The sequence below is a fragment of the Nonomuraea sp. NPDC001699 genome (genome assembly GCF_053596455.1).
Window position 1 is genome coordinate 27,394 of sequence record NZ_JBSFGF010000028.1, and the last position, 23,138, is coordinate 50,531.

Annotated in this window: 15 protein-coding genes; 8 read left to right on the forward strand and 7 right to left on the reverse strand. The window is 72.6% G+C overall.

From position 1 onward, the window contains the following. Positions 1–86 precede the first annotated feature (86 nt). Genes ACWCSU_RS45160 through ACWCSU_RS45175 form a run of 4 tightly spaced genes read right to left on the reverse strand, consistent with a single transcriptional unit; the run spans position 87 to position 2,778 of the window. Positions 87–884, reverse strand: coding sequence for an ABC transporter permease (locus tag ACWCSU_RS45160; RefSeq protein WP_357708490.1), 798 nt, complete (start codon positions 882–884; stop codon positions 87–89). Beyond that, positions 881–1,873 (reverse strand): ABC transporter ATP-binding protein, encoded by a 993-nt coding sequence (locus ACWCSU_RS45165; protein ID WP_449942563.1) that lies wholly within the window; start codon positions 1,871–1,873, stop codon positions 881–883. The genes ACWCSU_RS45160 and ACWCSU_RS45165 overlap by 4 nt, the downstream gene beginning before the upstream one ends. Beyond that, on the reverse strand, positions 1,870–2,232 hold the full coding sequence (locus tag ACWCSU_RS45170; RefSeq protein WP_357708486.1) for a hypothetical protein: 363 nt from the start codon (positions 2,230–2,232) through the stop codon (positions 1,870–1,872). Before ACWCSU_RS45170 ends, ACWCSU_RS45165 begins: the two co-directional genes overlap by 4 nt. 3 nt (positions 2,233–2,235) lie before the next feature. After that, positions 2,236–2,778: a helix-turn-helix domain-containing protein gene (locus tag ACWCSU_RS45175; RefSeq protein WP_449942564.1), complete on the reverse strand. Its 543-nt coding sequence runs from the start codon at positions 2,776–2,778 to the stop codon at positions 2,236–2,238. 102 nt (positions 2,779–2,880) lie between these two features. Here ACWCSU_RS45175 and ACWCSU_RS45180 point away from each other — a divergent pair, with 102 nt between their 5' ends. From ACWCSU_RS45180 to ACWCSU_RS45190, 3 genes are all read left to right on the forward strand, one after another. Beyond that, positions 2,881–4,032 carry a sensor histidine kinase gene (locus tag ACWCSU_RS45180; RefSeq protein ID WP_449942611.1) on the forward strand — a complete coding sequence of 384 codons (1,152 nt, stop codon included), beginning with the start codon at positions 2,881–2,883 and terminating at the stop codon, positions 4,030–4,032. A gap of 113 nt (positions 4,033–4,145) precedes the next feature. Beyond that, entirely contained in the window at positions 4,146–5,333 is a 1,188-nt protein-coding gene (locus tag ACWCSU_RS45185; RefSeq protein WP_357708482.1) for an ROK family transcriptional regulator, read from the forward strand. A 215-nt stretch (positions 5,334–5,548) separates the two neighbouring features. Further along, positions 5,549–10,006, forward strand: a complete 4,458-nt coding sequence (locus ACWCSU_RS45190; RefSeq protein ID WP_449942565.1) for a ThuA domain-containing protein — start codon at positions 5,549–5,551, stop codon at positions 10,004–10,006. Between the two features lie 64 nt (positions 10,007–10,070). Here the strand turns inward: ACWCSU_RS45190 and ACWCSU_RS45195 are convergent, their stop codons facing one another. After that, the gene (locus ACWCSU_RS45195; RefSeq protein WP_449942566.1) at positions 10,071–11,627 is read right to left on the reverse strand and encodes a DUF5722 domain-containing protein; all 1,557 of its coding nucleotides are present in this window, start codon (positions 11,625–11,627) and stop codon (positions 10,071–10,073) included. Positions 11,628–11,717: 90 nt separating this feature from the next. Continuing rightward, on the reverse strand, positions 11,718–12,755 hold the full coding sequence (locus ACWCSU_RS45200; protein ID WP_357708474.1) for a LacI family DNA-binding transcriptional regulator: 1,038 nt from the start codon (positions 12,753–12,755) through the stop codon (positions 11,718–11,720). Positions 12,756–12,926: 171 nt separating this feature from the next. On the opposite strand from ACWCSU_RS45200, the gene ACWCSU_RS45205 reads away from it, so the two are divergent. Genes ACWCSU_RS45205 through ACWCSU_RS45225 form a run of 5 tightly spaced genes read left to right on the forward strand, consistent with a single transcriptional unit; the run spans position 12,927 to position 22,406 of the window. Then, a complete protein-coding gene (locus tag ACWCSU_RS45205) occupies positions 12,927–16,073 on the forward strand; it encodes a family 78 glycoside hydrolase catalytic domain (protein ID WP_449942567.1) in 3,147 nt (1,048 codons plus the stop codon). Between the two features lie 22 nt (positions 16,074–16,095). Next, positions 16,096–16,986 (forward strand): carbohydrate ABC transporter permease, encoded by an 891-nt coding sequence (locus ACWCSU_RS45210; protein WP_357708470.1) that lies wholly within the window; start codon positions 16,096–16,098, stop codon positions 16,984–16,986. Beyond that, on the forward strand, positions 16,983–17,807 hold the full coding sequence (locus ACWCSU_RS45215; RefSeq protein WP_397044940.1) for a carbohydrate ABC transporter permease: 825 nt from the start codon (positions 16,983–16,985) through the stop codon (positions 17,805–17,807). Before ACWCSU_RS45210 ends, ACWCSU_RS45215 begins: the two co-directional genes overlap by 4 nt. Before the next feature lie 49 nt (positions 17,808–17,856). After that, positions 17,857–19,299 (forward strand): ABC transporter substrate-binding protein, encoded by a 1,443-nt coding sequence (locus ACWCSU_RS45220; protein ID WP_449942568.1) that lies wholly within the window; start codon positions 17,857–17,859, stop codon positions 19,297–19,299. Between the two features lie 11 nt (positions 19,300–19,310). Beyond that, complete coding sequence (locus tag ACWCSU_RS45225; RefSeq protein ID WP_449942569.1) at positions 19,311–22,406, forward strand: DUF5722 domain-containing protein; 3,096 nt, start codon at positions 19,311–19,313, stop codon at positions 22,404–22,406. A gap of 98 nt (positions 22,407–22,504) precedes the next feature. On the opposite strand, the gene ACWCSU_RS45230 is transcribed toward ACWCSU_RS45225, so the two are convergent. Continuing rightward, positions 22,505–23,107: a histidine phosphatase family protein gene (locus ACWCSU_RS45230; protein ID WP_449942570.1), complete on the reverse strand. Its 603-nt coding sequence runs from the start codon at positions 23,105–23,107 to the stop codon at positions 22,505–22,507. Between the last annotated feature and the right edge of the window lie 31 nt (positions 23,108–23,138).

Genomic DNA, 23,138 nt, shown 5'->3' on the forward strand with positions numbered 1-23,138 from the left:
TTCCCGGTAAGGCGGGGTCCCGGCCGGTTGGCCGTCCGGCGGGGTCTCGGCCGGTTCGCGATCAGGCGGGGTTCGGGCGGTCGCGGTCAGGCCACGTCCCGGCGCAGCGGTCTCAGGACGGCGGCCGTGCTCGCCAGCGCCGCGTACGCCAGCAGGACCAGCGCCCCGGCGGCCGGTGACAGCAGCCGGACCGGCTCGCTGGACAACTGCGCGGCCAGCGCGTCGGCCACGGCGGTGAAGTCGGTCAGCGCCGAGGTGGCGCCGCCGGGCAGCCACGGGTACAGCTCCCGCACCCCGGGGATCATGATCAGCGCCAGTTCGCCGCCGTACAGGTAGCCGATGACCACGCACAGCGCGGCGACCTGGTTGCGGATCAGCGCGCCCAGGCCCACGCCGAGCACCACGTAGACCGCCATCGCCACCCCCAGCCGGGCCAGCAGCGCCACGATCGTCCCGGCAGGCAGCCCCAGCTCGACGCCGCGGGCCGCGGCCACGCCGAACAGCGCCGCCCCCGCCGTGAGGGCCAGCACCAGCCCGTACGCCAGGCCCGCCACGGCGTGGGCGGCGAGCTTGGCCACCAGCACCCGCCAGCGGTCCGGCGCGAACAGGAACGTGAAGTTCACCGTGCGATGCCGGTACTCCGACGTGACGGCGAGCGTCCCGGCGGCGGCCGGCACGAAGGCCGTGAACCCCAGGAACCCCAGGACGGCCCGCACCCCCGCCTCGGTGTCCAGCCCCGGCATCGGTGGCTCGAAGTTCTCCGGCCCGACCACGGCCAGCAGCCCGATCAGCCCGCCGCCGAGCAGGACGGCCACCAGCGGCATGCCCCACCACATCCGCGTGGCCAGCAACCGGCGGAACTCGGCCCGCACGAAACCCCTCACACGCCTGCCCTCCCACTCACGCCCCGCTCTCCCGGGACCGCCCTGTCGCTTCCGCCGGCCCGCTCTCCTGGGCCTGTCCCCTCGCTCCCGTCCGCCCGCTCCCGCGCCCCCTCGCCGGTGAGTCCGAGGAAGAGACGTTCCAGGGTCGGGCGTTCGGTGGTCAGGCCGTGGACCGGCAGGCCGTGGGCCGCGGCCAGGGCGGCGACCCGCGCCGGATCGAGGCCGCGGACCCGCAGGTCGTGCGGCCCGGCCGGCTCCACCAGTTCGGCCTCGCCCGCCAGGACCGCGCGCAGGGCGGCGGCGTCGGGGGTGCGCACCAGCACGTCCGGCTCGGCGCCGCACAGCTCGCGCAGGCGGCCGGCGGCCAGCAGCCGCCCCCGCCCGATGACCACCACGTCGTCGGCGACCTGCTCCACCTCGGCCAGCACGTGACTGGAGACCAGGACGGCACGGCCCTCGGCGGCCATGCCGCGCAGGAACGAGCGCAGCCACGCCGCGCCCTCGGGGTCCAGGCCGTTGCCCGGCTCGTCCAGCAGCAGCACGCGGGGGTCGCCGAGCAGGGCGGTGGCCAGGTTGAGCCGCTGCCGCATCCCGGTGGACAGGGCGCCGGTCGCCCGCCCGGCGGCCCCCGCCAGGCCCACCAGGCCCAGCAGGTCGCCGACCCGGCGATCGGGATGGCCGCCCATCGCGGCGTAGATCCGCAGGTGGTCCCTGACCGAGTGCCGGGGATGGAAGGAGGCGGCGTCGAACGTCGCGCCCACCACGGTGGTCGGGCGCGGGAGGTCGCGGTAGCGCCGGCCGCCGATCGTCACGACGCCGCGGGTGGGGGTGACGTGGCCGACCATCATGCGCATCGTCGTGGTCTTCCCGGCGCCGTTGAGGCCGAGGAACGCGGTGACCGCGCCCGGCCTGACCGTGAAGCTGAGGTCGTCGACGGCGGTCAGCTCGCCGTACCGCTTGGTCAGGCCGCTGACCTCGACGCCGGTCACGTGACCACGGCCTGTACGGCGGCGGCGACCCGTCCGGCGTCGGGGACCGAGACGACCACCTCGTCGAACTCGCCGCCGGCCCCCGCGCGGTCCAGCAGCAGGTGCACCGCAGGCGTGTCACGGGTGACCGACACGAGCTGCCGCCGCCCCCCGAACAGCCCCCACACCCCGATCTTGACGTGGCCCGCCACGCTCAGCCCCTTCCGCGCGCCGCGCGGGACGCGCAACGGCTCACCGGCGACCCGCACCTCCCGCACGGACGCGAGCGGGAACGTGTACCGGCCGTGACCGGTGAGGAACCGCTCCCAGGGACCGAAGACGATCGTGACCAGACCCTCGTTGACCATTACCGTTGCCACAGCTCAGCCTTCCTTCAGGGGGAGCAGGACCGTCGCCAGCAAGCGCGGCGTACGCCCCCCTCCCGGCTCGTTCGCCAGCAGGGGCCGCACCAGTTCGGCGAATCCCTGGGCGAAGGCGACGAACTCCTCGTCGTCCAGGTGGAGCACCATCTGCTGGTAGCCGGCGCCGTCGGCGGCCAGATCGACGCGCTCCCGGTCGAGATAGCGGGAGAACTCCGACAGCAGGCTCCCGGCGAACGCGGTGAACCACCGGGCGTGGTCCTCCGCCGTCGCCGTCGCCAGCGCCTCGGGGGACGGCGTCAGGCCGCCCTCGGGCACCGCGTACACCCGTTCGGTCGCTCCGCCGACCTTGTGCTCCTCGACCACCTCCAGCATCCCGGCCTTGGCCAGCGTCGCGATCTGCCGGTAGAGCGTCGCCTGCGGCACGTCGGGCAGCAGGCCCGCCAGGTCGGAGGCCGTACGGCGGCCCCCGGCGACGGCGCGCAGGAGGCGGATCCGCACGGGATGCAGCGCCAGCTCGGCCCAGCGCTCTGTCGAGGTCGTCACACGCGAGACGTTATCACTATCGAGAATGAGAATGACAACTCTGGCGCGTTTCCGCATGTCACAGGCCCGGTGGGGGTAGATGGCGGCTGAGGGGGACCCGTGATGGGAGCGTCGGTCGACTACCAGGCGGCATTCGAGGCACTGCCGTGCCCCTGCATGGTGCTCACCCGCGGCCAGGTCGTGCTCGCCGTCAACGACGCCTACCTGCGGATGACCGGCCAGGACCGGACGGAGGTCATCGGCCGCGCCCTGCTGGGCGAGGCCCCGGTCCTGGCGGACCTGAGCGCGTCCGGGGCGGCGAAGGTGCGTGCTTCGCTGGAGCGGGTGGCCGGGGCCGGCGTCGGCGACGTCGTGCCGCTGCTGCGGGACGACTGGGACCCGCCCGACCAGCGCCACTGGCGCCTCACGCAGGCCCCGGTGCTCGACCCGTCGGGGGACGTGAAGGAGATCGTCGTCGTCTTCGGGGAGGTCGGCGGCCCGCTCGAATCCCGGCGTGCCGCGCCGGGCCCCACCGGCGGCCGGGTCTCCGGGCCGCTGAAGCCCAACGCGCTGCTCCACCAGGCCTACCGCCAGGAGCAGCAGAAGGTCTCGATGCTGCACGAGACGATCGAGCACCAGCAGCGGTTCGTCTTCGACGCCGCCCACGACCTGCGCAACCCGATCGCCGGCCTGCTGACCGAGCTGGAGGAGGCCCTGTCCGACCCCGGCGCCGACCTCCGCCGCACTCTGCACAGCCTGCACCGCGACGCCGAACGCCTCAACGACATCGTCGGCGACCTGCTCGCCCTGGCCCGCCTCTACACGGCCCCGCCGCCCGGCGCCGACCTCGTCGACCTCGCCCGCCTGGTCGTGGAGGAGCTGGACGCCCACCCGCCGAGCGCGTCCGTCCTGACGCGGCTGGAGGAGAACGTGGTGGTCCGCGCCTCGCGGGTGCGGCTGGCCCGGCTGCTGTCCAACCTGGTGGCCAACGCCGAGCGCCACACCACCAGCAGGATCGAGTTCGTGGTCGCCGCCGCGCCGCCGTACGCCGTCCTGGAGGTGCTCGACGACGGGCCCGGCATCCCGCCCGAGGAGCGGGAACGCATCTTCCACCGGCTGTACCGCGAGGAGCAGGCGCGCTCGCTGGACGCCGGCGGCTCCGGCTTCGGCCTGCCCATCGCCCGCGAGATCGCCCACGCCTACGGAGGCGACCTCTTCGTGGCCGACCATCAGGGCGGCGCCCGCTTCGTCCTGAGGCTCCCGCTGGCGACCTGACCGTCCGCCGGGCCCCAGGACTTATGCCGACGCGCGGTCATAAGTCAGTCTCCAGCCGTCGAAGATAGACTTGGGGTCCTCTGAAGTGGCTGCCGTCATCGGCGGAGAGGCTGGTGTTGACTCTGGACACGCTCAACGGCGCGACGGCGGGGGCCGGCGCGCTGCTCTCCCTGCTGCGGGAAGGGCCTCCGCGCACCCGGACCGAGCTGGTCCAGCTCACCGGCCTGGCCAGGTCCACCGTGTCCCTGCGCCTCGACGCGCTGCTGCGGCACCGCTGGGTGCTGCCCGCCGACGACGTCGTCTCCTCGGGCGGGCGGCCGGCGGCCATGTTCGCCTTCAACCGCACCGCGCGGCTCGTCCTCGCCGCCGACCTGGGCGTCATGCACGAGCGGGTCGCGATCACCGACCTCGGCGGCACGGTGCTGGCCGAGCGCACCGCCGACGCGCCGATCGACCGGGGCCCGGAGGCGGCGCTCGGGCGGCTCGCCCGGACGTTCACCGACCTGCTCGACGAGAGCGGGCGCGACCTGGCCGACGTGTGCGGGGCGGGCATCGGACTGCCGGGCCCGGTCGAGTACTCGACCGGGCGCCCGGTCAACCCGCCGCTCATGCCCGGCTGGGACCGCTTCCCGGTGCCGGAGTGGCTGGGGGAGCGGCTGGGCGTGCCGGTCCTGGTGGACAACGACGTCAACATCATGGCGCTCGGCGAGCACCGCGCCGGGCGGCAGCAGACCGGCCAGCTCGTCTTCGTCAAGATCGGCACGGGCATCGGCTGCGGCGTGATCTCCGACGGCCGCCTCCACCGGGGCGCCCAGGGCGCGGCGGGCGACATCGGGCACATCCGCGTCGCCACCGCCGACGACGACGTGCTGTGCCACTGCGGCAACGTGGGCTGCCTGGAGGCCCTGGCGGGCGGGGCCGCGCTGGCCGCCCGGATCGCCGCGACGGGCGTGCCCGCCACCGGCGGCCGGGACGTCGTCGCGCTGCTGCGCGCGGGCAACCGCGACGCCGCCCAGCTCGTCCGGCAGGCCGGGCGGGAGATCGGCGACGTGCTGGCCACGATCGTGAACTTCTTCAACCCGGCCGCCATCGTGATCGGCGGCGACCTGGCCGACGCCGGTGAGCACCTGCTCGCGGGCGTCCGCGAGGCCATCTACAAACGTTCGCTCCCGCTGGCCACCCAGCACCTGCGCATCCAGGTCAGCGAGCTGGGCGACCGGGCCGGCGTCATCGGGGCGGCCGTCATGGTGCTGGAGCACGTCCTGGCCCCGGAGGCGGTGGACAGCGCCCTCGCCGGCTGACGTCCACGCCCGAAGCCCCGCCCCGCGTCCGTCGCGCAGGGCGGGGCTTCGCCGTTCCGGCCAGGGCGTCAACTCGTTACGTCTAGGACTTAACAGACTTTCGTTGACAATCATCAAAAGTGAGATCTAATGTCCCGAGCTACGAAGGTTCTTCGATCGTCCGCCAATGGAACCCTCCTTCCCGGCCCACCCCCCACGGAAAGGGAACCTCCGCGATGCCCCCCAGCGGATCCACCCGCCTGTCCCGATGGACGGCGCGGACCAGCGCCCTGATCCTGGCCATGTCGGGCACGGTCGTGCTCACCGTGGCCGCCCCGCCCGCCCAGGCCCACGCCGCCATCGACCCCGCCGACTACCAGCGCGTCGAGCTGGCCAAGGGCGTCGCCGAGATGGGCGAGCCGATGACCATGGCGGTGCTGCCCGACCTGTCGGTGCTGCACACCGCGCGCGACGGCACGCTGCGCCGCACCGACGCGCGGGGACAGACCGGCGTGGTCGGCACGCTGTCCGTCTACACCCACGACGAGGAGGGGTTACAGGGCGTCGCCGTGGACCCCGGCTTCGCCACCAACCGGACCATCTACCTCTACTACGCCCCCCGCCTGAGCACGCCGTCCGGCGACGCGCCCGCGACCGGCACCGACTGGTCGGCCTGGCAGGGCGTCAACCGCCTGGCCAGGTTCACCGTCAAGCCCGACTGGACGCTCGACCTGGCCTCGCAGCGGACCGTGCTCGACGTGGCCGCCGACCGCGGCATGTGCTGCCACGTCGGCGGCGACATGGACTTCGACGCCCAGGGCAACCTCTACCTGTCCACCGGCGACGACTCCAACCCCTTCGACTCCTCCGGCTACGCCCCCATCGACGAACGGCCCGACCGCAACCCCGTCTACGACGCCCAGCGCAGCGCCGGCAACACCAACGACCTGCGCGGCAAGATCCTGCGCATCAAGGTCGATCCGGCGGACGGCACCTACACGATCCCCTCGGGCAACCTCTTCCCGCCGGGCACCGCGAGGACCAGGCCCGAGATCTACGCCATGGGCTTCCGCAACCCGTTCAGGATGACCGTGGACAAGGCCACCGGCGTCGTCTACGTCGGCGACTACGGCCCCGACGCCGGCAGCAGCGACCCGGGCCGCGGGCCCGCCGGGCAGGTCGAGTTCGACCGCGTCACCGGCCCCGGCAACTACGGCTGGCCGTACTGCACCGGGACCAACACCCTGGCCGAGACCTACAACGAGTACGCCTTCCCCTCAGGGCCCTCCGGCCAGAAGTACGACTGCGCCGCCGGCGGCCCGGCCAACGACTCGCCGCGCAACACCGGCCTGGCCAAGCTCCCGCCCGCCAAGCCCGCCTGGATCAGGTACGGCGGCGACGCCGGCTCGCCGCCGGAGTTCGGCAGCGGCTCGGAGTCGCCGATGGGCGGCCCGGTCTACCGCTACGACGCCGCCCTGAACTCCGCCGTCAAGTTCCCGCAGGACCTCGACGGGCACTTCTTCGCCGGCGAGTTCGGCCGCAAGTGGATCAAGGCGATCGACCTGGCCGCCGACGGCACCCGCGGCGAGATCGCCGCCTTCCCCTGGACCGGCACGCAGGTCATGGACCTGGCGTTCGGCCCCGACGGCGCCCTCTACGTCCTCGACTACGGCTCCGGCTACTTCGGCGGCGACGCCAACTCCGCCCTCTACCGCGTCGAGTACATCAAGGACAGGAACCGCTCGCCGGTCGCGGTCGCCACGGCCGACAGGACGTCCGGGAAACTTCCGCTCACCGTGGCCTTCTCCAGCGCCGGCTCCGCCGACCCCGAGGGCGGCGCGCTCACCTACGCCTGGGACTTCGGCGACGGCACCACCTCCACCGCCCCGAACCCCACCAAGACCTACACCGCCGAGGGACAGTTCTCCGCCACGCTCACCGTGCGCGACCCCCAGGGCAACTCCGGCACGGCCGGCGTGGTCGTCACGGCCGGCAACACCGCCCCCACCGTGACCATCGGCGCGCCCGCCGCCGGGACGCTGTTCACCTGGGGCGACACCGTGCCCTTCACGATCGGGGTGACCGACCCCGAGGACACCACGATCGACTGCGCCAAGGTCCGGATGACGTACGTGCTCGGCCACGACAGCCACGGCCACCAGATCACCTCCAAGAACGGCTGCGCGGGCGAGCTGACGATCCCGGTCGACGGCGAGCACGACGACGCGGCCAACATCTTCGCCGTCTTCGGCGCCGAGTACACCGACAAGGGCGGCCTGACCACCCACACCCAGAACGTCCTGCAACCGCGCCACCGCCAGGCCGAGCACTACACGACGATGTCCGGCGTCTCGCAGATCTCCAAGGCGGCCGCCCACGGCGGCAGGACGGTCGGCGACGTGCACAACGGCGACTGGATCGCCTTCAGGCCCTACCGGCTCGACGACGCCAGGACGTTCCGGGCCCGGGTCTCCTCCGGCGGCGTCGGCGGCTCCATCGAGGTACGCGCCGGCTCGCCGACCGGGCCGCTGCTCGGCAAGGCCGCCGTCCCGGTGACGGGCGGCTGGGAGACCTTCACCGACGTGCAGGCCCCGCTGACCGGCGCGACGGCCGCGACCACCACGCTCTACCTGGTCTTCACCGGTGGCGCCGGGGCGCTGTTCGACCTCGACGACTTCACCCTGGCCAAGGAGGCGATCGCCACCGGCCCGATCCACGCCGCCGACGGCAGATGCGTGGACGTTGCCGGAGCCGCCACCGCCGACGGCACCAAGGTCCAGCTCTACTCCTGCAACGGTACGAACGCCCAGAACTGGACCATCGACGGCCAGACCGTCAAGGCGCTCGGCAAGTGCCTGGACGTGGCCGGGGCCGACAGCGCGGACGGCACCAAGGTGCAGATCTACACCTGCAACGGCACCGGCGCGCAGAAGTGGACCGCCGAGGGCGGCGCGCTGAAGGCGCTCGGCAAGTGCCTCGACGCCACCGACCCGGCCCAGCTCGTCATCCGGACGTGCAACGGCGGCGCGGCGCAGAGGTTCACCACGGCCACCCCGGCCGCCGGCGGCTCCGCCGTCCTGGTCTTCTCCCGGACGGCCGGGTTCCGGCACGACTCGATCGCGGCGGGCGTCCAGGCGATCAGGGACCTCGGGTTCGCCGTGACCGCCACCGAGGACCCGGCGGCGTTCACCGCGGCGAACCTGGCCGCCTACAAGGCGGTCGTCTTCCTCAACACCACCGGCGACGTGCTCGACGCCACGCAGCAGGCCGCGTTCGAGGCGTACGTCAAGGCGGGCGGCGGCTACGCCGGCATCCACGCGGCGGCCGACACCGAGTACGACTGGCCCTGGTACGGCGGCCTCGTCGGCGCCTGGTTCGCCGCCCACCCGGCGGTGCAGAAGGCCACGGTCAAGGTCGAGGACCGGGCGCACCCGGCCACCGCCCACCTGGACACCTCCTGGCCGCGCACCGACGAGTGGTACGACTACCGGACCAACGCCAGGACCGGCGCCCACGTCCTGGCGACCCTGGACGAGTCGACGTACTCGGGCGGCACGATGGGCGCCGACCACCCGATCGCCTGGTGCAAGCCGTACGACGGGGGACGCTCCTTCTACACCGGTGGCGGGCACACCGCGGAGTCCTTCGCCGAGCCCGCCTTCCGGCAGCACCTGCGCGGCGGCCTCGCCTACGCCACGGGCCAGGCCAAGGCCGACTGCCGCCCCGAGACCGGCTACACCACCCTCTACAACGGCTCGACCACCGGCTGGGAGCAGGCCGGGCCGGGCGGGTTCGCCAACTCCGGCGGCACGCTGACCTCGCAGGGCGGCATGGGCCTGTTCTGGTACAAGGCCAAGGAGTACACCTCCTCCTACTCGCTCAAGCTCGACTGGAAGCTGGCCGGCGACGACAACTCCGGCGTCTTCGTCGGCTTCCCGCCCTCGACCGACCCGTCCTCGGCGGTGAACAACGGCTACGAGATCCAGATCGACGCCACCGACGCCCCGGAGAAGACCACCGGCTCGGTCTACGGCTTCAAGGCCGCCGACACCGCCGCCCGCGACGCCGCGCTGAACCCGCCGGGGGAGTGGAACACCTACGAGATCCGGGTCGAGGGCGAACGCCTGCAGGTCTTCCTCAACGGCGTGAAGATCAACGACTTCACCAACACCGACCCCGCCCGCTCGCTGAAGAACGGGCACATCGGCCTCCAGAACCACAGCGACGGCGACGAGGTGTCCTTCCGCAACATCCGCGTCAAGGACCTCGGGCCGCCCACCGGGGACTCCGTCGTCCAGGCGGAGACCTGGACGCAGGCGTCCGGCGTGGCCACCTACCCGCACACCCCCGCGCACGGCGGCACCGTGCTCGGCTACGTCAACCCGGGCGACTGGGCGGCCTACGACGTGGACCTCACCGGGGTCACCGCGTTCAAAGCCCGGGTCGCCTCGCCGGGGCCGTCGGGCGGCTTCGAGGTCCGTTCCGGTTCGCCGACCGGGCCGGTGCTCGGCGCGGTCACCGTCCCGAACACCGGCGGCTGGGAGTCCTACGCCGACGTCTCCACGGCGCTGACGGGCGTCCCCTCCGGCGCGGCCCGGCTGTACCTGGTGTTCACCGGCGCGAACTTCGACGTCGACGACTTCACCCTGGTCCGCGGCCCGGCCGGGAAGAAGACCGGACGGGCCGCCGGATAGCCGCCGGGCCGGTGGCCACCATGGGGGACGGCCACCGGCCCGGTCAGGTCAGTTCAGGCCGGGGTCAGGTCAGCGCGTAGCCGAGGACCTGCTCGTGGATCAGGCCCTCGCAGCCGGCCTGGTCCGTGACGAGGTGGTCGCCGCTCGCGGCGCGGCACCGGTGCAGCGCGACCGAGCCGGGCACCTGGCTGGTGTAGATGTGGCCGACCGGGCCCATCGGGAACTGCCCCTCGCAGCCCGGGTCGCGGGTGAGCAAGGTGTGCGCGCCGACCTTGCACTCGTACAGGGGCACGGTGCCGGACGCCTGGTTGCGCAGCAGCTTCCAGACGCGTTCCTGGGTGAAGCCGGGCGGCAGCAGCCGGGAGCTGGCCACGTGCCCCTTGCTCGCCTGGTAGCCGCGCCGGAGCTGGGTGTGGGGCAGCAGCTCGAAGCCGCACGACAACTGCGGGGGCGACAGGTCGTTGCGGTTGGCCAGCGCCCACGTCGACCAGGCCGGCTTGGCCGAGCCGTCGGTACGGCGCAGCCCCACGCCGAGACCGGCGGCCGTCTCGTCCGGGTGGTCGCTCATGCGGTGCCAGACGTAGCTCTCGATGCCCGGCGTGCCGAGGACGTTGCGGAAGGAGTTGCACAACTGCGACGCCTGCGCGGCCTCGGACGAGGGCGACAACGAGTTCACGCCGCTCTCGGTGAGCTGCACCTGCCAGGCCGACGGCGTGTTCGGGAACTGCTGGCGCAGCCACCCGACCAGCACGCCGATGTTGCCGTAGGTGACCTTCGGGAAGTCGTCGGCGGAGAACTGCGGCGCCAGCAGGTTCGGCGGGTAGGGGTGATAGGCCACCCGCCAGGCCCGGTTGCCGGCCCGCGCCGCCAGGCCCTTGAGCACGGTCATGCCCGACAACATCGCGTCGGAGGCGGCCGGCTGGTCGTAGGCGGTGCCGAAGTGGTGGTCGAGCGAGGTGAGCACCTTCGCGGTGGGCTGCTGGGCCGTGACCGCGTCGTAGGCGGCGTTGTAGTTGGCGGCGATCGCGTCCAGCCAGGCGGTCGTGCCGCACGCCGTGCCCTGGCCGCAGCCGATGTCGAACCAGGTGTTGCTGTTGACCTCGTTCATGACGACGAAGTCGGCGATGCGGCCGTTGCCGTGCTGCCCGTCGTAGCGCTGGGCCAGCATGCCGGCGAAGCGGCCGTAGTCGGCGGGGTTGTCGGGGACGCAGAACTTCTCGAACCCGGCGGCGGCGGGCGTGCAGGGACGGGCGCCGCGGGCCCAGGCCGGGGTGCCGTAGACGACGGCGGTGACGACGAGACCGCGGGCGGTCCAGTCCTTGATGGCGGCGTCGACGGCGGAGCCGACGGTGAAGCAGTGGCCGTCGAACTCCTGCGCGCCCGCCGCGCACGGCGGCGTCTTCACGCTGGGCTCCCACTCGGCCCAGATGAGGTTCATGGCGACGCCGCCGGCGTTGTTGCCGGCGATCTCGTTCTTGTCGGGCCAGAAGTCCGGTTGCAGGCCCTTGATGCGGTAGTCGGACCTGACCGGGTACGGCAGAGCGGCCGCCGCGGCGGCGACGGCCGGCGCGGCTGGGAGGAGAAGTAACAGGACGGTGGTGAGACGGGCAACCCAACGCATGGGACCTCCTGGGATTTAAACGTCTCAACAATGAGGCCCAGAAGGCGGCCAGGCAAGACCCGATTTCCTGCGGTAGGCCCAATTGAAACGTCACTGAGGGACGGTCGACGCCCTGACCATGAGCTCCGGCTGAAAGACGATCTCCTGGTGCCAGTGGTTGACGTCGCCCCGGGCGTCGGTGAGCAGCAGCTCCGCGGCCGCCTGGCCGAGCTGGTGCTTGGGCTGGCGGACCGAGGTCAGCGACGGCGACAGCAGCTCGGCGAACTCGACGTCGTCGTAGCCCATCACCGCCATGTCGTGCGGGACGCGCACACCGCGCCGCTCCAGCCCGCGCAGCGCGCCCAGCGCCACCGTGTCGTTGACGCAGAACAGCGCCGTCGGCCCCTTGCGCGCGGGCAGCCGCCCCAGCGCCGCCTCGCCCTCGCGCGGGGTCAGCGCGGGCAGCGTGACCTCGGTGATCACCTCGTCGGGGTCGAGCCCGGCGGCCCGTACCGCCCTGGTCAGCCCCTCCCGCCGGTCGGCGCACTGGCGCACGATGTGCGGCCCGTTGAGGAAGGCGATGCGCCGGTGGCCGAGCCCCAGCAGGTGGGCGCCGGCCAGCTCGCCGCCCCTGACGTTGTCGACCGCCACCGCGCAGAGCTGGGCGTCGGCGCCCGGCCGGTCGAGCAGCACCATGCCGACCCCGCGCCTGCGCAGCTCCACCAGATGGGAGATGTCGGGCCCGGCGGGCGTGATGAGGATGCCGGGCACCCGGTGCTGCTCCAGGATCTGCAGGTAGTGGGCCTCCTTCTCGGCCGAGTCGCCGGAGCTGCACAACACCAGCAGCAGCTGCTCCTGCGACAGCCGGTTCTCGATGCCCGGCAGCACCTCGGTGAAGAACGGGTTGCCGATGTCGCGCACCAGGACGCCCACCGAGCGGCCGGAGCCGCCGCGAAGCTGCCGGGCGGGCGCGCTGGGCACGAAGCCGAGCGCCTTGATCGAGGCGCGCACCCGGCGCAACGTGCGCTCGGCCACCAGTTCGGGCCGGTTGAGCACGTTGGAGACCGTTCCCACGGACACGCCGGCATGGGCCGCGACGTCGACCATGCTGAGCCGCCGGCGCTCGGCCGGCTTGTGGATGTCGGTCACCGGTGGGCAGCCCTTCTGGTCACCTGGCAGAGAGAGCCAGTCTACTGGTTGAAATGTTTCAGCCAAACGACCCTGGCCTGCACATCTGGAACAGAGGCATTGACGGAAGTACCTCGGGGTGCCTACCGTGCGCATTGCTTGAAATGTTTCAACTAGCTTGGAGCCCCCTTGATGCATCTCGCCGTGACCGACCTGCGTGTCGAAGGACTGGCCGAACCGCTGGGCCTCGACGTGAGCGCGCCGGAGTTCTCCTGGCGGATCACCGGTGCCGGGCGAGGACGGTCGCAGAGCGCGTACCGGCTGGTCGTGGCCCGGGAGTGCGATCCGGCCGGTGACGAGGCCGAGCTGGTCTGGGACAGCGGCGTGGTCCCCTCCGCGGCGACCTTCGACGTCCCCTACGGCGGCGCCGGGCTGCGGCCCCGGACGCGCTACCAGTGGCGGGTCAAGGTGGCCGACGAGAGCGGCCAGTGGTCCGGTTGGAGCCCCGCGCACTGGTTCGAGACCGGGCTCGGCGAGGCCGGCGGATGGATGGCGGGCTGGATCGGCACCCCCGTGGTGCCCGGCTCCGAGCGGTTGCCGTCCCTGGAGAACGTGCCGCGCATCTGGGTCGCCGGCCCGCTCGGCCCGTCGGCGTCGCCGGTGGGCGCGTTCCGGACGCGGTTCTCGGTGCCGGGCGGGGCCAGGCCGCTGTCGGCGTGGCTGGTGATCGGCGGCGGCGACGGGGTCGAGGCGTACGTCAACGGGGTGCGGGTCGCCGGGGAGCTCCGGGAGGGGGCGTTCGTGGCCGACGCGGGCGACCTGGTGGCCTCGGGGGAGAACGTGCTCGCGATCAGGGCCGCCGGGTCCGGGCTGTGCGTGCGGCTGGAGGTCGTGGTCGAGGGACGGCCCGCGCTGCCGCAGCTCGTCCCCGTGGCGGGCGAGGGCACGGTGACCGTCACCTCCGGCGGCCGGTGGCGGGCCGAGGACGGGCCGGTCGAGGGCTTCGAGCAGCCCGGCCACGACGACGCGGGCTGGCGGCTGGCCGAGGAGGTCGGGCTGCACGGTGACCCGCCGCTGGGCCGCGAGCCGGTCGGCGACCGGCCGAGCCCGTACCTGCGGCGCGAGTTCGGCGTGCCGTCGCCGGTGCGCCGGGCCAGGCTGTACGCCACCGCGCTCGGCGTCTACGAGATCCACCTCAACGGCGCGCGGGTCGGCGCCGACCATCTGGCGCCCGGCTGGACCGACTACCGTCACCGCGTCGCGTACCAGACCTATGACGTGACGGCGCTGGTGTCGGAGGGGCGCAACGCGATCGGCGCGGTCCTCGCCGACGGCTGGTACGCCGGCAACATCAGCTGGTTCGGCTCCTTCCAGTACGGCCGCCGCCTGGCCTTCCGCGCCGAGCTGGAGATCCTGCACGAGGACGGCTCCCGCACCCGGCTGCGCACCGACGCCGACTGGCGCGCGGGCTCCGGCGCGATCCGCTACGCCGACCTGCAGAACGGCGAACGCCAGGACCTGGCCGCCGAGCCGCTCGGCTGGACGGCCGCCGGGTTCGACGACTCGGGATGGGCGCCCGCGGTGCCGGTGAGCCCCCCGGCGGGCCGGGTGACCGCCTCCGTCGCGCCGCCGATCCGGGTGCACGAGGAGGTGGAGCCGGTGGCGGTGTGGGAGTCCCGGCCCGGCGTGTGGATCGCCGACTTCGGCCAGAACCTGGTCGGCTGGGTCCGGCTCACCGGCCGCGCCGGCCGCGACCGCCCGGTGGTGCTGCGGCACGCCGAGGTCCTCGACCACGAGGGCGGCCTGCACCTGGCCAACCTGCGCTCGGCCCGCGCCACGGACGAGTTCCTGCCGCGCGGCGAGCAGGCAGAGACGTTCGAGCCCAGGTTCACCTTCCACGGCTTCCGGTACGCCGAGGTGTCGGGCCTGCGCGCCGCCCCGGAGTCGATCACGGCCAGGGTGGCCCACGCCGCGATGGAGCCGGCCGGCGAGTTCACCTGCTCCGACGAGCGGCTCGACCGGTTGCAGCGCAACATCGTGTGGGGGCAGCGCGGCAACTTCCTGGCCGTCCCCACCGACTGCCCGCAGCGGGACGAGCGGCTCGGCTGGACCGGCGACATCTGGGCCTTCGCCCCGACCGCGCTGTTCAACTACGACGCCGCCGCGTTCCTGCGGAGCTGGCTGACCGACGTGGTCGACGCCCAGGGCGACGACGGCGCGGTCACCCACGTGGTGCCCGACGTGCTGTCGGGCCGCGGCCTGTCGCCCAACCCCAAGGAGGCCGGCTCGCCCGGCTGGGGCGACGCGCTGATCATGCTGCCGTGGGCGCTGCACCGGCTGCGCGGCGACGCCGGCGTGGTCGCGGCCTGCTTCGAGCCGATGCTGCGCTGGCTGGCCTACCTGGACCAGCGCTCCGACGGCGGCATCTTCCCCGAGGAGGGGTTCGGCGACTGGCTGTCGATCGGCGCCGAGACCCCCAAGCGGCTCGTCGGCACGGCGATCTTCGCGCTGTCGGCCCGGCAGCTCGCCGGGCTCGCCGCCGCGCTCGGCCGCGACGCCGACGAACGCACCTGCCTGGAGCTGTACGAACGCGTGCGCCGGGCCTTCCGCGCGGCCTTCGTCGAGGGTCCCGGCGTGGTGGCGAGCGGCACGCAGACCGCGTACGTGCTGGCCGTGACGGCCGGGCTGCTGGAGGAGCACGAGCTGCCCAGGGCCGCGGCCCGGCTGGCCGGGGACGTCGAGGCGCGCGGCGGCCACCTGTCGACCGGGTTCCTCGGCACGCCGTACCTGCTGGACGCGCTCACCTCGACCGGACGGCTGGACGTGGCCTACCGGCTGCTGACCCAGGACACCTTCCCGTCCTGGCTCTACCCGGTCGTGCACGGCGACGCGACGACCATGTGGGAGCGCTGGGACTCCTGGAGCCACCACCGCGGGCTGCACGACCCCGGCATGAACTCCTTCAACCACTACGCCTACGGCGCCGTCGGCGACTGGATGTACCGGACGGTCGGCGGGCTGGCCCCCGGCTCGCCCGGCTACGCCGACATCGTCGTGCGCCCCCGCCCCGGCGGCGGGATCGGCTGGGCGCGGACCGCCCACCGCACCCGGCACGGCCAGGTGGAGATCTCCTGGCGGCTCGCCGACGGCGGCTTCGCCCTGGACGTCGTCGTGCCGCCCAACACCCGCGCCGAGGTGCACGTGCCCGCGCCGCCGGAGCGGGTGACCGAGGGCGGCCGGCCGGCGGGCGAGGCGGAGGGCGTAACCTTCGACCGCCTCGACGACGGGGCCGCGGTCTACCGGGTCGGCTCGGGCTCGTACGCGTTCCGCACCCTGTGACGGCTGAGAGGCATTGACGATCGTGACCAGCACAAAAGCGCGCCGCCGGATCCCGTGGGGCGTCTACCTCGTCCTCCTTCCCACCTTCGCCCTGCTCGCGGCGTTCGCCTACTACCCCGCGCTCAACGGCATGCTGCACTCGCTCTACGAGTGGCGGCCGGGCTTCCAGTCGCCGTTCGTCGGCCTGGAGAACTACCTCACGATGCTCGGCGACGACCTGTGGTGGGCCTCCTTCCGCAACGCCGGGATCATCTTCGTCTGGGCCGTCACGCTCATGTGGGTCTTCCCGCTGCTGGCCGCCGAGCTGGTGATGTCGCTGTCCAGCGAGCGGCTGCGGTTCGTCTTCCGCACCCTGCTCATCCTGCCGCTGGCCTTCCCTGCCGTGGTCAACGTGCTGCTGTGGCAGTTCATGTACGACCCGCGCGACGGCGTCGTCAACAGCCTGCTGCGCGCGCTCGGCCTGGACGGGCTGGCGGGCAACTGGATCGGCGACCCCGCCACGGCGCTGGCCGCGCTGATGACGATCGGCTTCCCGTGGGTGGCGAGCCTGCCGTTCCTGGTCTTCCTGTCGGCGCTGCAGAACGTGCCGGCCGAGATCTACCAGGCCGCCGAGGTGGACGGCGCCGGCCGGCTGCGCCGCTTCTGGAGCATCGACCTGCCGATGATGTTCCGCGACGTCAAGCTGCTGTTCGTGCTGGCGGTGATCTCGGTGCTCCAGTACGGCATGCAGGCCCACATCATGACCAAGGGCGGCCCCGACAACGCCACGCAGGTGCCGGTGCTGCGCATGCTGGACGCCGCCTTCGTGGACACCAGCTGGGGGTACGCGGCCGCGCTCGGCACCGTGCTGTTCGCGCTGACCCTCGGGGTGAGCCTGGTCGCGCTGGCGCTCGGCAGGAGGTCGGCGTCGTGAACCGGACCCGCAGGACCGATCTCGTGGCCGGCGGCGTGCTGGCGGTGCTGGCCTTCGCCGGGCTGTTCCCGTACCTGTTCATGCTCGCCGCGTCGCTCAAGGACAACGAGCAGTTCTTCGCCAGCTACTGGTCTCCGGCCTGGCCGGTCCACCTGGACAACTACGCGGCGGCCTGGGAGCAGGTCAGCCCGTACCTGTTCACCTCGTTCGTGGTGGCGGCGCTGGCCATCGCCGGCACGATGCTGCTGGCCCCGGCGGCGGCGTTCGTGTTCGCCCGCTACCGCTTCCCGGGGCGCAACGCGCTGTTCGGGCTGGTCGCGGCGCTGCTCATGGTGCCCTCGATCACCAGCCTGATCCCGCTGTTCGTGCTGATGCGCGACCTCGGCATCCTGGACAGCCGGCTGGTGCTGATCGTCCCGCACGTCACCGCGAACACGGTCTTCGGGATCGTCGTCATGCGCACGTACATGGCGCAGATCCCCGAGGAGATCTTCGAGGCGGCGCGGGTGGACGGGGCCGGCGGCGTCCGGCTGTTCGCGGGCTTCATGCTGCCGCTGGCCCGGCCGGTGATCGGCACGGTGGCGCTGATGACGGTGCTGGGCGTGTGGAACGACTACTTCTGGCCGCTGCTCACCGTGCAGACCGATGCCTACCGGACGATCCCGGCGGGGCTGGCCTTCTTCGCCAACCAGAACGTGCAGCAGTGGGGCCCGCTGTTCGCCGGTTACGTCCTGGCCAGTCTCCCCTTGGTGGTGCTGTTCACGTTCCTGTCCAAGTGGTTCCTGGCGGGCATCCAGGGCGGCATCGTGTCCGGCAAGTGAGCCGCCGCCGCGATTGAAACGTATCAATAAGGAAAGGACCCCTACCCCGATGAGAACACCCCCCAAGAGCGGGCTGGCGGCCTCGGCCATGCTGCTCGCGCTGACAGGCTGCGGCCTGCTCGGCACCGGCGGCACGTCCGCCCAGGACGGCGGCGGCAAGGTGACGATCACCCTGGCCGGCCCCAACCAGTGGAACGCCAGCGGCAGCAGCTTCGGACCTGCCTGGGAGGCGCTGGTCGACGCCTTCGAGAAGCGCGAGCCCGGCATCGAGGTCAAGACGCAGGTCCTGCCCCTCGACGGCTTCATGCAGACGATCACCACCCAGCTCGCCGCCGGCACCGCGCCCGAACTGGTCTTCAACCAGCCGCCGCACAAGGCCCACGAGGTGCACGCGCTCGACGACGAGTTGCAGAAGCCCAACCCGTACGTGCCGGGCAACCAGCGCTGGATCGACGTGTTCAGGAAGGAGTACTACGGCCCCGCCGTCTCCAAGGCGTTGAGCAAGGAGAGCGGCAAGCTGGAGTACATTCCCTTCAACCTGGTCGCCATCGGCCTGTTCTACAACAAGGACGCCTTCGCCAAGGCGGGCCTCGACAAACCCCCGGCCACCTGGGCGGACTTCAAGGGCGCCTGCGCCAAGCTCAAGGCGGCCGGCTTCGACCCCGTCGCCCTCGACAAGGGCGGCCTGGCCACCGGCTGGACGTGGGAGGCGGTCAGCACCCAGCTCATCGACAAGTACCACGACGACTGGAACTTCTTCGACGCCACCGGCAAGCCGGGCACGGCGCCGACCGTGACCGAGAAGTCGATGAGCAAGGCCATCAAGGAAGGCACGCTCACCACCAAGACGCCGGAGGTCGCCGAGTCCCTGAAGATCTACAAGGAGTTCTTCGACTGCGGCACCCCCAACTGGACGGGCGTGGCCGACGGCGGCGCGACCGTGGGCTACCGCGACTTCGTCTCGGGCAAGGCCGCCATGTCGTGGGGCACCGACTTCGCCGTCGAGGCGCTGAAGACGGACGCCAAGTTCGCGCTCGGCACGATGCCGTTCCCGACGATCACCAAGGACAGCACGCCGCTGTCGTCGGAGGCCCCGGCCCGTTACGGCGCCTCGATCGGCGGCACCAGCTACATGATCCCCTCGACCGTCAAGGGCGAGAAGTACGCGGCGGCGGTGAAGTTCCTGCAGTACATGAGCTCGCCGGCGATCAAGCCCTGGCTGGACGCGACCGGCGGCCTGCCCGCCGTCGAGGGCGTGCAGCCGTCGGCCGAGACCGCCGGGCTGCTGGAGGGCGAGTGGGGCAAGCCGTTCCGGGTGGTGGCGCTGCCGGGCGGCCCGGAGGGCACCTCCTTCCGCGACGTCTTCGACGGCTACCTGCTCGGCCGGCGGTCCCTGGAGGAGGAGCTGGCCGACCTGGACAAGTGGTGGAAGCGCGGCATCGAGGCCGGGATCAAGAAGAACGCCTGGGGCGACGAGGACTGGGCCAAGTAGGAGGAGATGACATGCGATTGTTGATGGCTCTGGCGCTGGCCGTCCCGATGCTGGCCGTCCCGGCGCAGGCCCTGCCCGCGCGTGCGGCGGCGGCCGGTGGGGTGAGCGGCGTCGAGGTCGGCGGGAGCACGATCACCGTCACCGGGGTCGCCCCGGGCCCGGCCGAGCTGTACGCGCTGGACACCTGGCAGGACTCGACCACGGGGGAGCGGCCGGTCGCGACCGTCGAGGCGGGCCCGTTCCGCGTCGAGGTGCCCCGGATGGACGGGGACCAGGACCGGCTCTACGACAAGTTCCTCGCGGTGGGCGCGGACGGCCCACTGGGAGAGGTGCACTACGCCGACGAACTGAGCTTCGCGTCGGCCAACCAAACCCCTTATCCCGAAATGTCGGGCAAAAAGGGGTTGCAGGTTCAGATGACCGACGACGCCGAGGAGATCGGCGTCCAGCACGCCGGCATCAACCTGGCCCTCGACTCGGTCATGATGGCCGGGCCGGGCGCCCCGGGCAACACCATCGAGTTCGTCTCGCAGGGCAAGACGTACTACTTCGACCGCGGCGCCGTCGCCGGGCTCGACGCCCAGGTCAAGCCGCTGTCGGACAACGGCGTCCTGGTCAACATGATCGTGCTGGTCTACAACAGCGGCGCCCCCAACTCCGCCGCCCGCACGCTCATCCACCCCGACGCCGAGCTGGGCAAGGGCACGGTGTACGCGTTCAACACCAAGACGGCCGAGGGCGAGGCGCACTTCACCGCCGCGATGGAGTTCTTCGCCCAGCGCTACAGCCAGGCCGACGGCCGCTACGGCCGGGCGTGGGGCTGGATCGTCGGCAACGAGATCGACGCCCAGCAGTTCTGGTACAACATGGGCCGCCAGGACCGCGACGTGTTCCTCGACCAGTACGCCCGCGCCATGCGGCTGACCTGGCAGGCCGTGCGCAAGGCCGACGCCGCCGCCCGCGTCTACACGTCGCTGACGCACTTCTGGACGGGCGCCGCCAACGACGACCCCAAGTACACCTACAAGGGCCGCGACGTGGTGGACGGGCTCAACGCCCTCACCAAGCGCCAGGGCGACTTCGACTGGAACATCGCCTACCACCCCTACCCGGAGAACCTGTTCAACCCGGCGTTCTGGAACGACAAGACCGCCACCGACAGCTTCGACACCCTGCGGATCACGTTCAAGAACATCGAGCTGCTGCCGCGCTACCTCGCCCAGGACCAGCTGACCTACAACGGGCAACGGCGGCGGGTGATCCTCTCCGAACAGGGCCTGAACTCCCAGGACTACTCCGCCAAGGAGCTGGAGCTGCAGGCCGCGGCCTACGCCTACGCCTACTACAAGATCGCCTTCGCCGACGGCATCGACTCCTTCATCCTGCACCGGCACGTCGACCACAAGCAGGAGGGCGGCCTCCGGCTCGGCCTGTGGACGTGGGACGAGGAGCACAGCGCGCCCTCCAACGCGGGCGAGCGCAAGCCGCTGCACGAGGTGTTCGCCGGCATCGACACCGACCGGTCGCTGGAGGTGACCGAGTTCGCCAAGAAGATCATCGGCATCTCCGACTGGAAGGACGTCATCCCCGGCTTCGACCCCGCCGAGCTGGCCGTCAGGAAGCCGCCCGCCGTGGCCGGCACGCAGCTCGACGCCAAGCCGGTGGCCGAGCGGGTGATCTCCGGCTTCGAGACCGACACCGGCGGCTGGCGGCCCTCGGACAACGCCGCCGCCGTCGAGCGCACGGCCGTGGACGGCGGGCACGCGCTGCGCGTGCGCTTCGACCGCGACCTGCCCGGCTGGTCGCGGTACGCCAAGTCGTACAAGGGCGCCGACGTGCTGTTCGACAAGCCGCTCGACGCCTCGCGCACGCCGTCGCTGTCGGTGTCGATCCGGGTGCCGGCCGAGGCCGACGACGGCTTCAAGCCGGGCAACGTCTTCACCGCCAAGGTCCGCGCGTACGGGCGCGGCGGCGCGGTGGCGGAGGGCGTCGGCACGATCGACCCCGCGCTCGGCTGGAACCGGCTCACGCTGGACCTGTCCCGCTGGGCCCCGCGCGCCGCGATCTCCCGCGTCAAGGTGTGGGTACGCGGCTCGGTCGGCTCCGACTGGGCGGGCTCGTACGACATCGACCGGCTGAGCCTCGCCGCGGCCGCGGTGCCCGGTCTCGCCCGGCGCAACGTCGAGGTGAGCGCGTCCACCGCCGAACGCGGCAGGACCGGCTCCAAGGTCACCTTCACCGTCACCAACCGGGACGTGCTGCCGATGGCCGGACGGGTCACGCTGTCGGCCTGCGACGGCGTGGGCGTCGATCCGGCCGCGCTGCGGGTGACCGGCCTGCGCACCGGCGAGAGCCGCACGTTCGAGACCGCGCTGACGGCGTACACGCCCGCGAACCAGGAGTATCCGGTCGTGTGCGCGTCCTACCTCGGGCACACGGACCGGGTGACGTTCCGGCTGCCGCCGCAGGCCGCGTACGTGCCGCCGGCCCCCGACGCCTTCGCCAACCAGGAGCTGGCCGACGGCTTCGACCGGGCGGGCGACTACCAGGCGCACCGGGTGCTGCCGGAGGACAAGGAGCTGCCGCAGGTGACGTACGCGGACGGCGCGCTGTCGGCCGGGCACCCGTCAGCGTCCTGGTTCGGGCTGATGTCGTCGGGCGTCTCGCCGCGCAACCCGGCGTTCGCCACGGCGATCACGATCAGGAAGTTCCAGGGCGACTCCGCCGACATGGACACCGTCTACACGGGCCTGGTCAAGGACGGCAAGACGGACGTGGTGGCGTTCTACGTCAACAGCCAGAAGTTCGCCGGTTTCGAGGTGCGCGGCCCGCAGGTGCCGGGCGGGCTCGCGGTCTTCGGCGTCAAGCAGGGCGTGACCGTCCCCGACGGCGGCCGCTTCGCGCTGTCGCTGGTGGGCGAGCGGGCCGCCATGTACGCCGACACCGGCTCCGGCTGGGAGCTGGTGACCGCGGCCACGCTGGAACACCTGCCGGCGCTGTCGGACCCGGAGGTCAGGGCCGGTTACCGCTACGGCTTCGGCGTCCGCGGCGACCCCGGCTCCAGCCCGCTGGTGCTGGACGCCGTGGAAGGCCGCAGCATCTCCTGACGCCCATCGGCCCATCGGCCACCGGACCGGCCCGTCGCACGTCGCCGCGGCGGGCCGGTCCGCGTCCGGAGGTGGGCCGACCGGCGGAACCGGAGGGGTCAGGGCCACATGTCCTGGGGGAAGTCGGTCCAGCGGAGGTCGGCCGGCAGGTGGCTCAGGTCGTTGTACATCACCATCGTGGGCGGCAGTCCGGTGCGGTACTCGATGATCGTCAGCCCGGTGTTGGCGCTGTTCAGGCCGAGCCAGCGGGGCAACGGCGCGTCCAGCGCGTGCCGTACCAGCCACGCGATCTGACCGGCGTGCGTCACCAGCACCTCGTGCACGTCGGAGGCGGGCCCGTCGGGGGCGTGGGCGAAGCGGGCGACCAGGGCGTCGGCGAGCGCCCGCCCCGAGGCCGCCTCCGCCCGGTCGAAGCCGTCGAAGTAGCCGGCCCAGGAAGCGGGCGTCTCGGCGGGCGCGGGGACGTACGGCACGTGGTCGACGAGCTCGGCGGCCTCGGCCACGGGGACGTCCGGAAGGCGCCGGGCCAGCTCGCGCGTGCTCTCGGCGGCGCGCGCCAGCGGTGAGTGCCACACGGCGTCGATCGGCATGCCCGCCAGCCGGTCGCCCAGCAGGGCCGACTGCCGCCGTCCCGCGTCGGTGAGCTGCCCGAACGCGTCGGCCGCGCCGTGGCGGGCCAGGTAGAGGTGTCGCGTCGTCATCGATGTCCGGGAAGCGCGCCCCGCGGGGCCG